The sequence below is a fragment of the Bacillota bacterium genome, assembly GCA_013178305.1.
GTDB lineage: Bacteria > Bacillota > Sulfobacillia > JABLXB01 > JABLXB01 > JABLXB01.
The window spans coordinates 1-15985 of sequence record JABLXB010000008.1; the positions used below are offsets into that span (position 1 = coordinate 1).

At 61.6% G+C, this 15985-nt stretch carries 9 protein-coding genes, 2 tRNA genes and 2 rRNA genes; 12 read left to right on the forward strand and 1 reads right to left on the reverse strand.

Going from position 1 to position 15985, the window contains the following annotated elements:
- Positions 1 to 131 precede the first annotated feature (131 nt).
- From HPY55_13975 to rrf, 4 genes are all read left to right on the forward strand, one after another.
- Positions 132 to 208: transfer RNA gene (locus HPY55_13975), tRNA-Ile, on the forward strand.
- A gap of 19 nt (positions 209 to 227) precedes the next feature.
- Positions 228 to 303 (forward strand) — tRNA-Ala (locus tag HPY55_13980).
- A 164-nt stretch (positions 304 to 467) separates the two neighbouring features.
- Positions 468 to 3472, forward strand: a 23S ribosomal RNA gene (locus HPY55_13985).
- 113 nt (positions 3473 to 3585) lie between these two features.
- A 5S ribosomal RNA gene (gene rrf, locus HPY55_13990) occupies positions 3586 to 3702 on the forward strand.
- A 48-nt stretch (positions 3703 to 3750) separates the two neighbouring features.
- On the opposite strand, the gene HPY55_13995 is transcribed toward rrf, so the two are convergent.
- The gene (locus HPY55_13995) at positions 3751 to 4803 is read right to left on the reverse strand and encodes an HD-GYP domain-containing protein (GenBank protein ID NPV71729.1); all 1053 of its coding nucleotides are present in this window, start codon (positions 4801 to 4803) and stop codon (positions 3751 to 3753) included.
- 217 nt (positions 4804 to 5020) lie between these two features.
- Between HPY55_13995 and HPY55_14000 the strand changes: the two genes are divergently transcribed.
- The 8 genes from HPY55_14000 to HPY55_14035 all read left to right on the forward strand — a co-directional run bounded on the left by HPY55_14000 (position 5021) and on the right by HPY55_14035 (position 15947).
- Positions 5021 to 6598 (forward strand): amidohydrolase, encoded by a 1578-nt coding sequence (locus tag HPY55_14000; protein NPV71730.1) that lies wholly within the window; start codon positions 5021 to 5023, stop codon positions 6596 to 6598.
- Positions 6599 to 6780: 182 nt separating this feature from the next.
- Complete coding sequence (fusA, locus tag HPY55_14005) at positions 6781 to 8874, forward strand: elongation factor G (GenBank protein ID NPV71731.1); 2094 nt, start codon at positions 6781 to 6783, stop codon at positions 8872 to 8874.
- Positions 8875 to 8957: 83 nt separating this feature from the next.
- The gene (trxB, locus tag HPY55_14010) at positions 8958 to 9887 is read left to right on the forward strand and encodes a thioredoxin-disulfide reductase (protein NPV71732.1); all 930 of its coding nucleotides are present in this window, start codon (positions 8958 to 8960) and stop codon (positions 9885 to 9887) included.
- Between the two features lie 92 nt (positions 9888 to 9979).
- On the forward strand, positions 9980 to 11152 hold the full coding sequence (locus tag HPY55_14015; protein ID NPV71733.1) for a class I SAM-dependent rRNA methyltransferase: 1173 nt from the start codon (positions 9980 to 9982) through the stop codon (positions 11150 to 11152).
- 202 nt (positions 11153 to 11354) lie between these two features.
- Complete coding sequence (locus HPY55_14020; protein NPV71734.1) at positions 11355 to 11831, forward strand: CtsR family transcriptional regulator; 477 nt, start codon at positions 11355 to 11357, stop codon at positions 11829 to 11831.
- 63 nt (positions 11832 to 11894) lie between these two features.
- The gene (locus HPY55_14025) at positions 11895 to 12404 is read left to right on the forward strand and encodes a hypothetical protein (GenBank protein ID NPV71735.1); all 510 of its coding nucleotides are present in this window, start codon (positions 11895 to 11897) and stop codon (positions 12402 to 12404) included.
- 14 nt (positions 12405 to 12418) lie between these two features.
- The gene (locus HPY55_14030) at positions 12419 to 13474 is read left to right on the forward strand and encodes a protein arginine kinase (protein ID NPV71736.1); all 1056 of its coding nucleotides are present in this window, start codon (positions 12419 to 12421) and stop codon (positions 13472 to 13474) included.
- A gap of 13 nt (positions 13475 to 13487) precedes the next feature.
- Positions 13488 to 15947: an ATP-dependent Clp protease ATP-binding subunit gene (locus HPY55_14035; GenBank protein ID NPV71737.1), complete on the forward strand. Its 2460-nt coding sequence runs from the start codon at positions 13488 to 13490 to the stop codon at positions 15945 to 15947.
- Positions 15948 to 15985 lie beyond the last annotated feature (38 nt).

The window sequence follows — 15985 nt, forward strand, 5'->3', positions numbered from 1 at the left end:
GAGACCGTTTGCGCACGGACTCCGAGGTCGGTCTCCACGAGGGCTGGGTTTAGCGGGGGAGGCAGGCGCAAGCCGGCTGAGTTCGCGGACCGCTTCGACGCACACTGTTTAGTTTTGAGAGACCAAGTCATGGGCGCATAGCTCAGGTGGTAAGAGCGCACGCCTGATAAGCGTGAGGTCGGTGGTTCGAGTCCACCTGTGCCCACCATATAAGAAAAGGTTTGCGTGGGGGCGTGGCTCAGTCGGGAGAGCGCCTGCTTTGCAAGCAGGAGGTCGGCGGTTCGATTCCGCCCGTCTCCACCAATTGCACCTTGACAACCGCACAGCGTGAGAAAGGCCGGGTAAAGACCTGCGCGTGGTTGGTGGCTGGTGGTTTGCCGGGGGCGCTCGAGAGGGTGTTTCTGGTGGCCGTGAGGGCCTGGGGTATGATTGGAAGGATACTGCTGGGTATTAGCTGCCGACCTTGGATGGTCAAGATATGAAGGGCGCACGGTGGATGCCTTGGCGCCAAGGGCCGAAGAAGGACGTGGTAAGCTGCGAAAAGCCTCGGGTAGCCGCAAGCGGGCGTAGATCCGGGGATATCCGAATGGGGAAACCTGGCGCGTAGAGATGCGCGTCATCCTTACCTGAATAGATAGGGTAAGGAAGGGCACCGGGGGAACCGAAACATCCAAGTACCCCGAGGAAGAGAAAGCATGAGCGATTCTCCGAGTAGCGGCGAGCGAAAGGGGAAGAGCCTAAACCCTGCGTGCGAGATAGCCAGCTGGCGTTGCATGCAGGGGGTTGTGGGACCCCCACCAGAGGCGGCTGACTCTGGGAGGAGTAAGAAACCTAGCTGCTAGCAGAAGCGGGCTGGAAAGCCCCACCGTAGAAGGTGAGAGTCCTGTAGGTGAAAGCGGGTAGGCTCCTGGGGGTATCCCGAGTAGCACGGGACACGCTAAGTCCGTGTGAATCAGGGAGGTCCACCTCCTAAGGCTAAAGACTCTTGGCGACCGATAGTGGACGAGTACCGTGAGGGAAAGTTGAAAAGAACCGCGGGAGCGGAGTGAAATAGAACCTGAAACCGTGTGCCTACAAGCAGTCCGAGGCCTATGGTGGAGACACCAGGCTGAGGGCGTGCCTATTGAAGAATGAACCGGCGAGTTACAGGTTCAAGCGAGGTTAAGTGCCTGGAGGCATGGAGCCGTAGCGAAAGCGAGTCTGAAAGGGCGAGTAGTTTGAACTTGTAGACCCGAAGCCGAGTGAGCTACCCATGGCCAGAGTGAAACGCGTATAACAGCGCGTGGAGGCTCGAACCACATTAGCGTTGAAAAGCTATGGGATGAGCTGTGGGTAGGGGTGAAATGCCAATCGAACTCGGAGATAGCTGGTTCTCCCCGAAATAGCTATAGGGTTAGCCTCAGGTGATGACGTATGGAGGTAGAGCACTGATTGGGCTAGGGGCCCTACAAGGTTACCGAACCCATTCAAACTCCGAATGCCGTACGTAAAGGAGCCTGGGAGTCAGACTGCGGGTGCTAAGATTCGTAGTCGAGAGGGAAAGAGCCCAGATCATCGGCTAAGGTCCCAAAGGTCAGGCTAAGTGTAAAAGGATGTGGGGTTACTTAAACAACCAGGATGTTGGCTTAGAAGCAGCCATCATTTAAAGAGTGCGTAACAGCTCACTGGTCGAGTGGCGCTGCGCCGAAAATAAAACGGGGCTAAAGCCTGACACCGAAGCCATGGGATGCGCTTATGAGCGCATCGGTAGGGGAGCATTCCGTATTCGCAGAAGGTTGACCGGAAGGACAGCTGGAGGATACGGAAGAGAGAATGCCGGTATGAGTAGCGAAAAGGCTGGTGAGAATCCAGCCCGCCGAAAGCCTAAGGTTTCCTGAGGAAGGCTCGTCCGCTCAGGGTTAGTCGGGACCTAAGGCGAGGCCGCAAGGCGTAGTCGATGGACAACAGGTTGATAATCCTGTACCGTCTCACACGCGATTGGAGCGAAGGGGTGACGCAGAAGGGTAGGCGTAGCCGGTGGATGGAGATACCGGTCCAAGCCTGTAGGGAGTTTCCGCAGGGAAAGCCGTGGGGACAATCCTGAGAGGCGAGAGGGAGCGAAAATAGAGTAGCGAACTAGCCGACCCCAGACTGCCGAGAAAAGCCTCTAGTGAGTGTGTGGGATGCCCGTACCGGAAACCGACACAGGTAGGCGGGGAGAGAATCCTAAGGCGCGCGGGACAACCCTCGTTAAGGAACTCGGCAAAATGACCCCGTAACTTCGGGATAAGGGGTACTCGTTCTGGTGACGCCCGTACGGGCGGAGCTGGGAAGAGTCGCAGAGAAACGGCTCAAGCGACTGTTTAACAAAAACACAGGTCTCTGCTAAAGCGAAAGCTGATGTATAGGGGCTGACACCTGCCCAGTGCTGGAAGGTTAAGGGGAGGGGTTAGGGCTGAGAGGCTCGAGGCTCTGAACCGAAGCCCCAGTGAACGGCGGCCGTAACTATAACGGTCCTAAGGTAGCGAAATTCCTTGTCGGGTAAGTTCCGACCCGCACGAATGGTGTAACGACTTGAGCGCTGTCTCGACGAGGGGCCCGGTGAAATTGAATTACCTGTGAAGATGCAGGTTACCTGCGGCTGGACAGAAAGACCCCGTGGAGCTTTACTGTAGCCTGACATTGGATTTTGGTGTTTCATGTACAGGATAGGTGGGAGGCTGGGAACCACGTTCGTTAGGGCGTGGGGAGCCGGTGGTGGGATACCACCCTTGAGACATTGAAGTTCTAACCTTGGACCCTAGACGGGTTTGGGGACAGTGTCAGGTGGGCAGTTTGACTGGGGCGGTCGCCTCCCAAAAGGTAACGGAGGCGCCCAAAGGTTCCCTCAGCGCGGTTGGAAATCGCGCGGCGAGTGTAAAGGCAGAAGGGAGCTTGACAGCGAGAGAGACATCTCGAGCTGGGACGAAAGTCGGGCTTAGTGATCTGGTGGTACCGGGTGGAAGGGCCATCACTCAACGGATAAAAGCTACCCCGGGGATAACAGGCTGATCTCCCCCAAGAGTCCACATCGACGGGGAGGTTTGGCACCTCGATGTCGGCTCATCGCATCCTGGGGCTGGAGTAGGTCCCAAGGGTTTGGCTGTTCGCCAATTAAAGCGGTACGTGAGCTGGGTTCAGAACGTCGTGAGACAGTTCGGTCCCTATCCACCGCAGGCGCAGGAAACTTGAGGGTAGCTGCCCCCAGTACGAGAGGACCGGGGTGGACGTACCGCTGGTGTACCAGTTGTCCCGCCAGGGGCAGAAGCTGGGTAGCCATGTACGGACGGGATAAGCGCTGAAAGCATCTAAGCGCCAAGCCTCACCCAAGATGAGGTTTCCCACGGAGTCAATCCGGTAAGGTCCCTGGAAGATTACCAGGTAGATAGGCCAGGAGTGTAAGGGCCGCGAGGTCTTAAGCGGACTGGTACTAATAGACCGAGGTCTTGACCATTACGATAGGTCGGCAACTAATACCTGGCGGTATCTCAGCGCTGTGCGGAAGCAAGGTGGCGGAGCAAGGAAGAATGTGCTCCGGTGGATGACATGTGAATAGGGAATAGAATTCCCGGTGGAGATAGCGGAGGAGTCACACCCGATCCCATTCCGAACTCGGTCGTTAAGCCCTCCAGCGCCGATGGTACTTGGGGCGAAAGCCCCTGGGAGAGTAGGTCACTGCCGGGAGCTAAATCGAAGCCCAGCCCAAGAGGACTGGGCTCCTTCATTTCCCCGTCAGCCTCGCGGACTCGAGGCCGCGGTGTCGCCGGGGCCGGCGTGCCCCCCGCCGTTTGCGGTGAGTTCCGGGAGGTCGTGGAGCACTTCAACTATGTCGAGGTCCGGGCGGCGGTCCATCTCCACTTCATACGGGCGCACTGGGCCGAGCCGGTCGTCGGTGAGCACGATCACGATCGGCCGCGCAGGGTCGGAATACGACTGCCGGGAGACGATGCCTACCTGTCCTGTCGACAGCCTCACCGGTGTTCCCGATGGGAACATGGCAAGCCTCGCCAGCAGTGAGCGCACGTAACCAGGGTCGAGATGGTCACCCGCGAGGCTGAGGAGGTACGGTCCGGCACGGTGTGGCGGGAGGGCGTCCCGGTAGGGTCGTTCCGCGGTGAGCGCGTCCATTATGTCGGTAACCGAGGTCATCCGCGCGAAGCGGTGGATCTCACTGCCCTGGAGCCCCCGCGGGTAGCCCAGGCCGTTCATTCTCTCGTGATGCTGGTAGGCGACGTGCGCCGACAACAGGCTGATCCCGGGCTGGACGCGGAGTATTTCGAAACCCTCCGTGGCGTGGATCTTTACGATCTCCATTTCTTCATTCGTAAGCTGCCCGGGCTTGTTCAACACCTCGACCGGTACGACGACCTTGCCGACGTCGTGCAGCAGGGCGCCCACGCCAAGGTCGATGAGGTCGTAGCGGTTGAGGCTGTTCTCGGCGCCGATAATCAGGGACAACACGCAGACGTTGAGGCTGTGGACGAACGTGTACTCGTCGAGGTTCCTTATCGAGGCTATGCCCACTGCGACGCTCTTCCTGGAGTTGACGCTGTCCGCGATTTCCTCCACGACGCCGGTGACCCGAGACGAATCGAGCGGGCGCTTCTCGGCCAGGTCCATGAGGCCATCCTGCAGAGTCGCAAGCGCCCTGGCCTGCGTCATCTCGTCGAGGACGTCATCCGGCTCAATGCCCGCCGAGAAGTCGTCCTCAATGTACAGGAATCTGTAGCCTTTTGCCTGGAGACGAGTGATGTAGGACGACGTTAGCGAGGTCCCTGCCGTCAACAAGGCCCTCCCATCAGGGGAGAAGATGGTCTTGCCGAGGGTTTTCCCCTCCAATGTTGGGGAGAGGCGAGCGATTCTCAATCCAAACCGGGTCCTTTCAAGGCGCTGTTCTTTCCCTAGTCTACCATTTTCGGCTATTATGGACAACGCGCAGGCATACCGGCCGGCGGCGTTGAAATCACAAGGTTGTGACCGGACTCGTATGGGGGTGGCGTGTGTGGCGACGATATACTTGAACGGCAGGATTCACACGATGGGACAGAAGGACTCCATAGCGCAGGGGATGCTGGTGGATAACGGTGTTATCGCCGCGCTGGGTTCGGCGGACGAGGTCAGGAGCCTCGCTCCGAGGGGGACTCGCGAGGTCGACCTCGGCAGCCACGTGGTTGTGCCAGGGCTCACCGATTCGCACACCCACTTCATGATGTTTTCGCTGGGACTCAATAACGTGATCCTCGACGTGGTGCCGAGCCTCAGGGAGGCGCTCTCCAGGGTCGAAGCGGGGGCCCGGAAGCGTCCGAAAGGCTCGTGGGTACTCGGGGGCGGCTTCAACAAGAACCTGTGGGAAGGCGCGAGATTTCCGACGCGACACGACCTCGACTCCGTGTGCCCCGACCACCCTGTAGCGCTGAGAAGCAGCGACTATCACACGCTCTGGGTAAACACGCTCGCGCTGAGGATCGCCGGCATCACGGCGTCAACACCGGTCCCGGACGGGGGCAGGATAGATGCCGGGCCGGACGGGGAGCCGGCCGGGATTATCGGGGAGAACGCAATGCCCCTGATAGAGAAGCACATTCCGAAGCCCACTGAACAGGAAATGGATGAGGCCGCGATTGAAGGCATGAAGCTCTCGAACAGGTACGGCCTGACCGGCGTCCACGTAATGGAAGGCGCCGACTCCCTCCGGACGTTCCAACGGCTCCTCGGGCGGGGGCTTCTCACGCTGAGGGTCTCCATGTATGTACCGGTAGACAACCTCGACGACGTGGCGCGGCTGGGGATCCAGTCGGGCTTCGGCGGGGACATGATCAGGATAGCGGGGATAAAGACGTTCACCGATGGGGCATTGAACTCGCAGACCGCCGACATGCTGGAGCCTTTCGAGGGCACAGACAGCCGCGGAATCGCGACGTTGTCGGAGGAGGAGCTGGACCGGATCGTCGGCAGGGCGGTCCAGTCAGGGCTCGCCGTGGCCATCCACGCGATCGGTGACAGGGCGAACCGGAAGACCCTCAACGCCCTCGCGAAGCACCAGGCGGCCTCCAGGGCAAAGGGCCTTCGGAACCGGATAGAGCACGCGCAGCTCCTCCACCCGGACGAGCTGCCGCGCTTCGCGAGCACCGGAACGATCGCGTCGGTCCAGCCCCTGCACGCGACCTCGGACCGCTACGTTGCGGACCGGCTGTGGGGCAAGCGGGCGAAGTACGCCTATCCGTTCAAGTCGCTCATAACGAACGGGGCCAGGGTCACGTTTGGTTCGGACGCGCCCGTCGAGACGATCGACCCGATGAAGGGGGTATACGCCGCGATCACACGGAAGCGGGAGGACGAGCCCGCCTCCAGACCGTGGTATCCTGAGGAGATCCTGTCCATACAGGAGACCGTCCGCGGATACACGAACGGACCGGCCTTCGCATCTTACAGGGAGGGCACAGAGGGCTCCCTCGAACCCGGCAAGGTCGCCGACTTCATAGTGCTGTCGGAGGACATCTTCTCCGGTCCACCCGAGAGCGTGCTGAGGTGCAGGGTGCTGCTTAACGTGGTCGGAGGGCGCGTGGTGTACGAAGCGTGACCCCGGCAGCCAGCGCGTGAGCGCGGGGCCGCTTTTCTTGAATGTTGGAAGTCTTTCGGGTATAATCAGTTTGCCTAACGACCAGTTGCGGACTGATATGGATTTCCTGGCGCCGATGCCGGTTACGGCATCGCACCTGTTTGTGTGGACAGGGGCGCAATTCGAGGAGGAGTGCTGTGGTAATGAAGCAGTACACTGCGGAAACGATTAAGAACGTGGGCCTCATATCACACGGTGGAGCCGGTAAGACCTCGTTCGCCGAGGCCATGCTGTTCGATGCAGGGATGGTCGATAGGCTCGGCAGGACCGAAGACGGCAACACCACGATGGACTACGACCCCGAAGAGATAAGACGGAAGGTCAGTATCAGCACCTCCATCGCCCCCGCCGAGTGGAACGGCGTCAAGATCAACATCCTCGATACCCCCGGATACTTCGACTTCGTAGGTGAGGTCAAGTCGGCGCTTCGTGTGGTCGACAGCGTCCTTGTGCTGGTCGACGCGGTCGCGGGGGTGGAGGTAGGCACCGAACTCGTCTGGCAGTACGCGGACGAGCGCCACCTTCCCAGGATGGTCGTCATAAATAAGATGGACCGTGAGAACGCGAATTTCGACTCGACGCTCGCCACCCTTAAGCAGGCTTTCGGGGGTAAGGTCGTCCCCCTTCAGATGCCGGTGGGCCAGGAGGCGTCTTTCCGGGGCGTGATCGACCTAGTCGATGTGAGGGCCGTCACCTACCAGGACGGCCAGGGTCAGAAGCCGCAGAGCGGCGACATTCCGGCCGACCTCAAGGGCAGGGCCGGGGAGCTCAGGGATTCCCTCATCGAGGCGGCGGCCGAGGGTGACGACGAGATCCTCATGAAATACCTCGACGGCAACGAACTCACGGCGGAGGAGATCAGGACCGGTCTTCGCAAGGGCGTGATGGTGGGCAAGATAGTGCCCGTTCTCTGCGCGTCTTCGACGAAAAACGTGGGCATCCAGCCGGTTATGGACGCCATCGTGAATTACCTCCCGTCTCCCGCCGGCGCTGGCGAGGTCAGGGGCCTCAACCCCAGGACGAAAGAAGAGGAAACGCGGAAGTGCGCGAAGGACGCGCCGTTCTCCGCGCTCGTGTTCAAGACGATGGCCGACCCGTACGTGGGCAAACTCACCGTTTTCCGCGTTTACTCCGGTACGCTCAAGTCCGACACTCAGACATACAACGCCTCGAAGGATCGTACCGAGAGGATCGGCCAGCTGTTCGTCCTCAAGGGGAAGCAGCAGGAGGCGGTCCCCGAGGTTGGGACCGGCGACATAGGCGCGGTGGCCAAACTCCAGGAGACCACGACAAACGACACCCTGGCGGATGCCGCTAAGCCCGTGGTCTACGAGCCGACGAAGTTCCCAGCGCCGATTTTCTCCGTCGCCGTGCAGCCGAAGGCGAAGGGTGACGAGGAGAAGATCGGGTCGAGCCTCGCAAGGCTTACGGAGGAAGACCCCACTCTGAAGGTGGAACGCAACGCCCAGACGCTCCAGACCATCCTGTCCGGCATGGGAGAACTCCACCTGGATATCACGACCGAGCGTCTCAAGAGGAAGTTCGGCGTCGACGTGACCCTGGGCGCCCCGCGGATCCCGTACAAGGAGACGATCAGGGGCAACACCAAGGTCGAGGGCAAGCACAAGAAGCAGACCGGCGGCCGCGGCCAGTATGGCCACGTTTTCCTTGAGCTCGAGCCGCTCGAGCCCGGCAAGGAGTTCGAGTTCGTCGACAAGATATTCGGTGGTGCGGTTCCGAGGCAGTACATCCCCGCGGTCGAGAAGGGTGTGCGCGAGGCCATGGTGGAGGGCGTGCTGGCGGGCTATCCCGTCACGAACCTCAGGGTGACGCTGTACGACGGCTCGTACCACCCCGTTGACTCGTCGGAAATGGCCTTCAAGATCGCGGCGTCGATGGCGTTCAAGAAGGGCTGCCTCGAAGCGCGACCCGTGATGCTCGAGCCTATCATGAACGTCGAGGTACTCGTGCCAGACCAGTTCATGGGCGATGTCATGGGGGATCTCAACAAGAAGAGGGGAAAGATCCTGGGCATGGAGCCCCGCGGCAGGAATCAGGTAATCAAGGCGCTCGCGCCGCTGGCCGAGATGTCCAGGTATGCGATCGACCTCCGCTCGATCACTCAGGGTCGTGGTGTCTACAGCATGGAATTCTCCCACTACGAGGAGATACCGTCGAACGTCGCTGAGCAGGTCATCGAGCAGGCGAAGAAGGAGAAAGAGGCACAGTCGAAGTAAACGACCAGAAAATCCAGTATTCGGATAAGACTATTCCCGGGCGCTTCTTCGGCCGGGAATTCTTGTCCGGGGAGGTACGAGCGGTGGGTACGTACGATGTCGTGATAATGGGCGCGGGTCCGGCGGGACTCACAGCGGGGATCTACGCCTCGCGGGCGCGGTTGAGCGTGGCGATAATAGAACGAATGGCGCCGGGCGGCCAGGCGGCGACCACCATCCGGATAGACAACTACCCCGGGTTTCCTGACGGGATAGAGGGGCCCGAACTCATGGCGCGGATGGAGCAGCAGGCCCGCAAGTTCGGCGCTGAGATGATCCCGGCGGAGGTGCAGTCCATCGGACAGGCCGCGGCCGGAGCGGCGCGGTTCACGGTGAGCACCACCGGGGGTGAGATCGGCGCGCGCGCGATCATCGTGGCGACGGGCACCCGCGAGAAACCCCTGGGAGTGCCGGGGGAGCAGGAGTTCAGAGGGCGCGGCGTGTCTTACTGCGCCACGTGTGACGGGGCGTTCTTCAGGGATAAGAAGGTGGCAGTGATCGGCGGCGGGGATTCCGCCGTCACCGAAGCGATATTTCTGACGAGATTGGCCTCCAGCGTGACCGTGATACACCGCCGTGACGCGCTGAGGGCGAACAAGTACCTGCAAGAAAAGGCGATGGCCAACCCGAAGCTGCGTTTCCTGTGGGACACGGTGGTCACTTCCATCGACGGCGCCGGCCAGGTCGAGAGGCTGGGTGTCAGGAACGTCAAGACCGGCGAGGCGTCGAGTGTCGAAGCCGACGGGGTGTTCGTATACATTGGATTCCTGCCGAATACCGCGTTCCTCGGGGGACTGGTGAATCTGGACGCGGCCGGGTACGTCGTCGCCGACGACATGATGAGGACGCCGGTCGAGGGAATATTCGTGGCCGGGGACGTGAGGTCGAAGCAGCTCCGGCAGGTCGCCACAGCCGTCGGCGATGGCGCCGTCGCGGCCGTCTCAGTCGAGCGGTACCTTACCGGGACCCTGTAAGGGGCCGGAGCCGGGGGCCGGGTCTACCGGCATCGCGGGCTGAGTAACGGGTGTGCGGCGTACCGGGTGGCCGGTCTGAGGGGGGGCTACACTTGGCGGTCGTCCAGTTGAAGAAGGGCATGCACCACCGGATTGCCTCGGGGCACCCGTGGCTGTACCGGACGGAGATCCTCGAGGTTAACGGCCAATTTCGCCCCGGGGACGTGGTGGACGTGGTGGACTTTCGCGGGAAGCCTCTTGGCCGGGGATACATCAATCCGAAGTCGCAGATAACCGTGCGCATGCTTACGTGGCGTGAGGAATCCGTGGACGAAGCGTTCTTCAGGCGGCGGATCGAGGCCGCCCTGGATTATCGCCGGAGGGTTCTCCCCGGGGAGCGCTCGTACAGGCTCGTGTTCGGCGAGGCGGATTTCATCCCGGGTCTTATCGTCGACAAGTTCGAGGAGTACCTCGTAATACAGACGCTCGCCCTGGGCATCGACAGGTGGAAGGACACAGTAGTGGATATCCTGCGGGACCTGCTGTCGCCGAGGGGCATTTACGAACGGAACGACGCGCCGGTCAGGGAGCTCGAGGGACTCGACAGCCGTGCGGGCTTCATCGGCGAACCGTTCAACCCCACGATACGGATCGAGGAGAACGCACTGTCGTTCCTCGTCGACGTGGAGAAAGGGCAGAAGACAGGCCATTTCCTCGATCAAAGGGCGAACCGCCTCGTGGTGATGCGACTGGCTTCCGGCAGGCGCGTGCTGGACTGCTTCTGCTACACCGGGGGGTTCTCGGTCCACGCGGCCGCCGGTGGGGCGCTGTCGGTCGAAGGGATCGACGCTTCCGAGTGGGCCGCGGGCATGGCGCGGGAGAACGCCTCGCTCAACGGCGTCAGCGGGAGGTGCGCTTTCGTCGCCGGGAACGTGTTCGACGAACTGAGGGGAAGGGAGCATCGCCGCGAGCGCTACGACATGATAGTCCTCGATCCCCCTGCGTTCGCGAAGTCGAGGGGCGCGCTGGAGGGGGCCGTTCGCGGGTACAAGGAGATAAACCTCAGGGCGATGAAACTCTTGAACCCGGGCGGGATCCTGGTCACGTGCTCCTGCTCGAGACACCTGACAGAGGATCTGTTAATCGACGTTGTCCGTGACGCGTCCGCCGACGCGGGGCGCCCAGTGCGTATCGTGGAGAAGCGCACCCAGGCGTCCGACCATCCGTTCCTGGTAGCGGCGCCTGAGAGCTACTACCTGAAATGCCTGGTGCTGCAGGTCATGTGACCCCCGGAGAGCCCGATTCAGGCAGTGGGACTGAGAATGAAGAAGATAGGCCGCACCGTTGCCGGTGAAGAGCCGCAAGGCCGCCGGTTTTGACGCTGAGAGCCCACAATGGGTATTGTGCAGGTTATCCAGGGGGGTTACTATATATGTTGAAGGTCAAAGAAAGTAAAAAACAAGGCGGGCTGTTGAGGCCGGTGGGATTATGAGGAACCTGTGCGACATCATTGAAGCTCACATAAAGGGTCTTCTGGAGGGCGCGGGCGCGGGGCCCATCCTCATCAGGCGCAATACCCTGGCGGAGAAGATCGGGTGCGCGCCTTCGCAGATAAACTACGTCCTCGAGACGCGGTTCAACATCGAAAGGGGTTATTTCGTCGAGTCGAGGAGGGGCGGAGGCGGCTACGTAAGGATAGAGCGCAGGAGACTGGGGCCGGATCGGGATATCATCACCGTTGTGTTCTCGAAGCTTCCCGAAACGGTATCCCGGGCCAAGGCGGAAGATTACGTAACGCTCCTGGAGGAAGAGGGGCTGGTTACCGCGAGAGAGGCGTCCATGCTCAGGCAGGCTTTAGGAGAGGGTATCTCTAGGGTCGACCCCGAGTACAGGGACGTCATCCGCGCCACGCTCCTGCGGTGCATGCTGCTGGGGTTGGCGAAGGCGCAGGCGTCCGGTGTCTAGGGCGGTTCGAACACCGCCGGCCGGTCGCAGCCGGGGTGACACCCAGTCTAGGAGGATGGGCTCATGTTGTGCGAAAAGTGCGGGAAGCGACCCGCAACCGTACATGTCCAGAGAATAGTGAACGGGGAGAAGTCCGAAAGCCATCTATGCCAGAAGTGCGCGGCGGAGAACAACGAGCTTGGCGTATTCATACAGCCGCTCTCGGTGAACAGCCTCCTCTCCGCTATGCTGGGTGGGGCGGAGTCGGCCACCCCGCGAATGCTGGGCGGCGGGAAGATGGTCAGGTGCCCCTCCTGCGGTCTTAGCTACGTGGACTTCGCTCAAAATGGCAGGCTTGGCTGTGGGCGCTGCTACAGCGCGTTTGAGAAGCAACTCGAGGGACTGCTGAGAAGGATTCACGGGTCTGACAAGCACATCGGGAAGATGCCGAAGAAGGCCGCTTCGGATGTCGTAAGAAAGCGCGAGATAGACGAATTGAGGGCCGAGATGGCCCGCGCCGTCGAGGCCGAGGAGTACGAGAAGGCAGCGAGTATCCGCGACAGGATCCGGAACCTCGAGAAGGCGCGAAGCTGAGTGGGGGATGAGTGATGCTCGAGGAGATACTCTCAAGGCCGTCTCCTGAATGGATGGGGGGCTCGGGCCCCGAGCCGGACGTAGTCATTTCCAGCCGGATCCGGCTCGCGCGGAACGTCTCCCGCTACCCGTTCCCCCATATGATGACCAAGCCCATGTCCGAGTCGTTCATGAAGGACATGGCGGCCGCGACGAGGGCGCTCAACGATAACGGCGGCTACGGCAGGTTCGAGATCGTCCGCATGGGCGAGCTGTCGGAGCTCGAGAGGGAAGTGCTGGTCGAGAAGCACCTGATCAGCCCACAGCACGCCCAGGACCCGGCGGAGAAGGGCGTCATCCTCCGCGACGACGAGGTCGTGAGCGTCATGGTGAACGAGGAGGACCACCTCCGGATCCAGGCGCTTTTCTCGGGGCTCCAGCTCGAACATGCCGTGGTACTGGCCAGCGGCGTGGACGACGTCCTCGAATCGTCTCTGGACTACGCGTACTCGTCGCAACACGGTTACCTGACGGCGTGTCCCACCAATGCCGGCACGGGCCTCCGCGCGTCCGTGATGGTTCACCTGCCCGCGCTCGCGGCTCTCAATCAGGCAGGCAATGTCCTGTCTGCCACGGGAAAGCTCGGCGTGGCCGTGAGGGGGCTCTACGGCGAGGGTACGGAAGCGGGCGGGAACCTGTTCCAGATCTCCAACCAGATTACGCTCGGCCAGACGGAAGCCGAGCTTATAAACAATCTCCACGGGTTAGCGGGGCAGATTACCGACCAGGAGAGAAAGGCCAGGTCATACCTGCTCAACAAGGCGAAGGAGCAGGTTGAGGACAGGGTTTGGAGGGCGTACGCGCTCCTGAGTTCGGCGCGGGTGCTTACCTCCGACGAGGCCCTGAAGCTCTGGTCCGAGGTCAGACTCGGGTTTGAGATGGGCCTACTGAAAGGTGTGTCGAGGAAGACAATCAACGAAGTGCTGATAATAACGAGGCCGGCTTACCTGCAGTACGTTGAAGGGCGCGAGATGACGCCATTAGAGCGTGACGCGAAGAGGGCCGCCCTCGTGCGAGAAAGGTTCAAGTAAGGAGGGATTCTTTGTGTTCGGGAGATTCACGGAGAGAGCCCAGAAGGTGCTCTTCCTTGCTCAAGAAGAGGCGAGGCGGCTCGGACACGACTACGTCGGGACCGAGCACCTGCTCCTGGGTCTCATAAAAGAGGGAGGCGGGATCGCCGCGAAGACGCTCCAGAGCATGGGCGTGGACCTCGAGACAGTCCAGGCTGAGGTAGAGAAGGTGATCGGTAGAGGCGAGGCCAAGCCCGGCGGCGAGATCGGCATCACCCCCAGGGCCAAGAAGGTGTTGGAGCTCACGGCCGAAGAGGCAAGGCTCCTGGGCCACAACTACATCGGCACGGAGCACATACTGCTCGGCCTGGTGAAGGAGGGCGAGGGCGTCGCCGCGCAGGTCCTGGGCAGGCTGGGGGTCGACCTCGAGAGGGTCAGGTTACAGGTAATGCAGCTGCTCGGGAGCCCCGGGCAGCAGGCCGGCGCGGCCCCGCAGCCTAAAGGTAAGGCGAGGTCTGACACCCCCACGCTCGACGCGTACGGTAGGGACCTCACCGGCCTGGGGCGGGAGGGCAAGCTCGACCCCGTCATCGGCAGGGAAAACGAGATCGAAAGGGTCATCCAGATACTATCGAGGAGGACCAAGAACAACCCCGTCCTTATCGGCGACCCTGGGGTCGGCAAGACGGCAATCGTCGAGGGCCTGGCGCAGAAGATCGTCGAGGGCAAGGTCCCCGAAATCCTGAGGGAGAAACGCGTCATGACGCTGGACCTCGCGTCGGTCGTGGCGGGGACCAAGTACAGGGGCGAGTTCGAGGAGCGGCTCAAGAAGATAGTCGACGAGATCCGGCACTCGGGCAACGTCGTGCTGTTCATCGACGAGATGCACACGATAATCGGCGCAGGCGCGGCCGAGGGCGCCATCGACGCGGCCAACATACTCAAGCCGGCGCTGGCGAGGGGCGAACTGCAGTGTATCGGCGCGACGACACTCGACGAGTACCGCAAGTACGTCGAGAAGGACCCAGCGCTGGAGCGGAGGTTCCAGCCGATACAGGTAGACGAACCATCTGTCGAGGAGACCATCGCGATACTCAAGGGGCTCAGGGACAGGTACGAGGCTCACCACAGGGTGAAGATAACGGACGAGGCGCTCGAGGCCGCCACCAGGCTGTCGGACCGTTTCGTGACCGACCGGTTCTTGCCGGACAAGGCGATCGACCTCATCGACGAGGCCGCGTCCAGGGTGAGGCTTCGTTCATACGTGGCGCCTCCCGATTTGAAGAAGATCGAGGAGGAACTGGCGCAGACCACCAAGGAGAAGGAAGCGGCCGTCCAAAACCAGGAGTTCGAGAAGGCGGCGCGCCTCCGCGACCAGGAGCAGAAACTCAAGGCCGAACTCGAGCGCCAGAAAGGTGAATGGCAGAAGAAGACCGTCACGGACAAGGCGACGGTCACCGACGAGGACATCGCCCAGATCGTGGCGTCGTGGACGGGGATCCCGGTGCAGAAGCTGGCGACCGAGGAGTCGCAGAGGCTGCTGAACCTCGAGGAAGAGCTCCACAAGCGCCTCATCGGGCAGGACGAGGCAGTCAAGGCGGTCGCGAAGGCGATACGACGCGCGCGGTCCGGCCTCAAGGACCCGAAGCGCCCGATCGGATCGTTCATATTCCTCGGGCCGACGGGTGTGGGCAAGACGGAGCTCGCGAGGGCCCTGGCGGAGGCCGTGTTCGGTGACGAGGACGCGATGACGCGGCTCGACATGTCCGAGTACCAGGAGAGGCACACGGTGTCGAGGCTCGTCGGCGCGCCTCCCGGGTACGTCGGGTACGAAGAGGGCGGCCAGCTCACGGAGGCCGTCAGGCGAAGGCCGTACTCGGTCGTGCTGCTCGACGAGATCGAGAAGGCTCACCCCGACGTGTTCAACGTCCTGCTGCAAGTGCTGGAGGACGGCAGGCTCACCGAGGCCAAGGGGCGCACGGTCGACTTCAAGAACTCGATAATCATCATGACCTCGAACGCGGGGGCGCACCTGCTTAAGGGGACCGGAGCGCTGGGCTTCAGGCCCCAGCACGACGAGGAGCGCACCTACGAGGACATGAAGGACAGGATCATGGAGGAGGTCAAGCACACCTTCCGTCCGGAGTTCCTGAATAGGGTCGACGAGATCATAGTGTTCCACCCCCTGACGGAAGAGCAGCTCGGCCAGATCGTCGATCTGATGCTGAAGCAGGTCTACAAGCGGGTGCGCGAGAACGGCATAACGCTCGACGTCACCGGCGCCGTGAAGGAGAAGCTCCGTAAGGAGGGCATGGACCCGGTCTACGGCGCGAGGCCCTTGAGGCGGGCGATACAGCGAATGCTGGAAGACGAGCTGTCGGAGGCCATACTCCAGGGGCAGTTCGGGCCGGGGGACACGGCCGAGGCGGTACTCGACGAACAGGGCAAGATCGTGTTCTCCAAGAAGGTCGAGGCCTCAGCTGAGTCGAAGTAACCCGCAGGGTGTGGGCGGAGGAATAATCTCCGCCCGGG

What these genes read in the sequence shown, in the direction of transcription:
- fusA (NPV71731.1), top strand. Translation starts at nt 6,781, where the DNA reads ATGAAGCAGTACACTGCGGAAACGATTAAGAACGTGGGCCTCATATCA.
- HPY55_14020 (NPV71734.1), top strand. Translation starts at nt 11,355, where the DNA reads ATGAGGAACCTGTGCGACATCATTGAAGCTCACATAAAGGGTCTTCTG.
- HPY55_14025 (NPV71735.1), top strand. Translation starts at nt 11,895, where the DNA reads ATGTTGTGCGAAAAGTGCGGGAAGCGACCCGCAACCGTACATGTCCAG.
- HPY55_14030 (NPV71736.1), top strand. Translation starts at nt 12,419, where the DNA reads ATGCTCGAGGAGATACTCTCAAGGCCGTCTCCTGAATGGATGGGGGGC.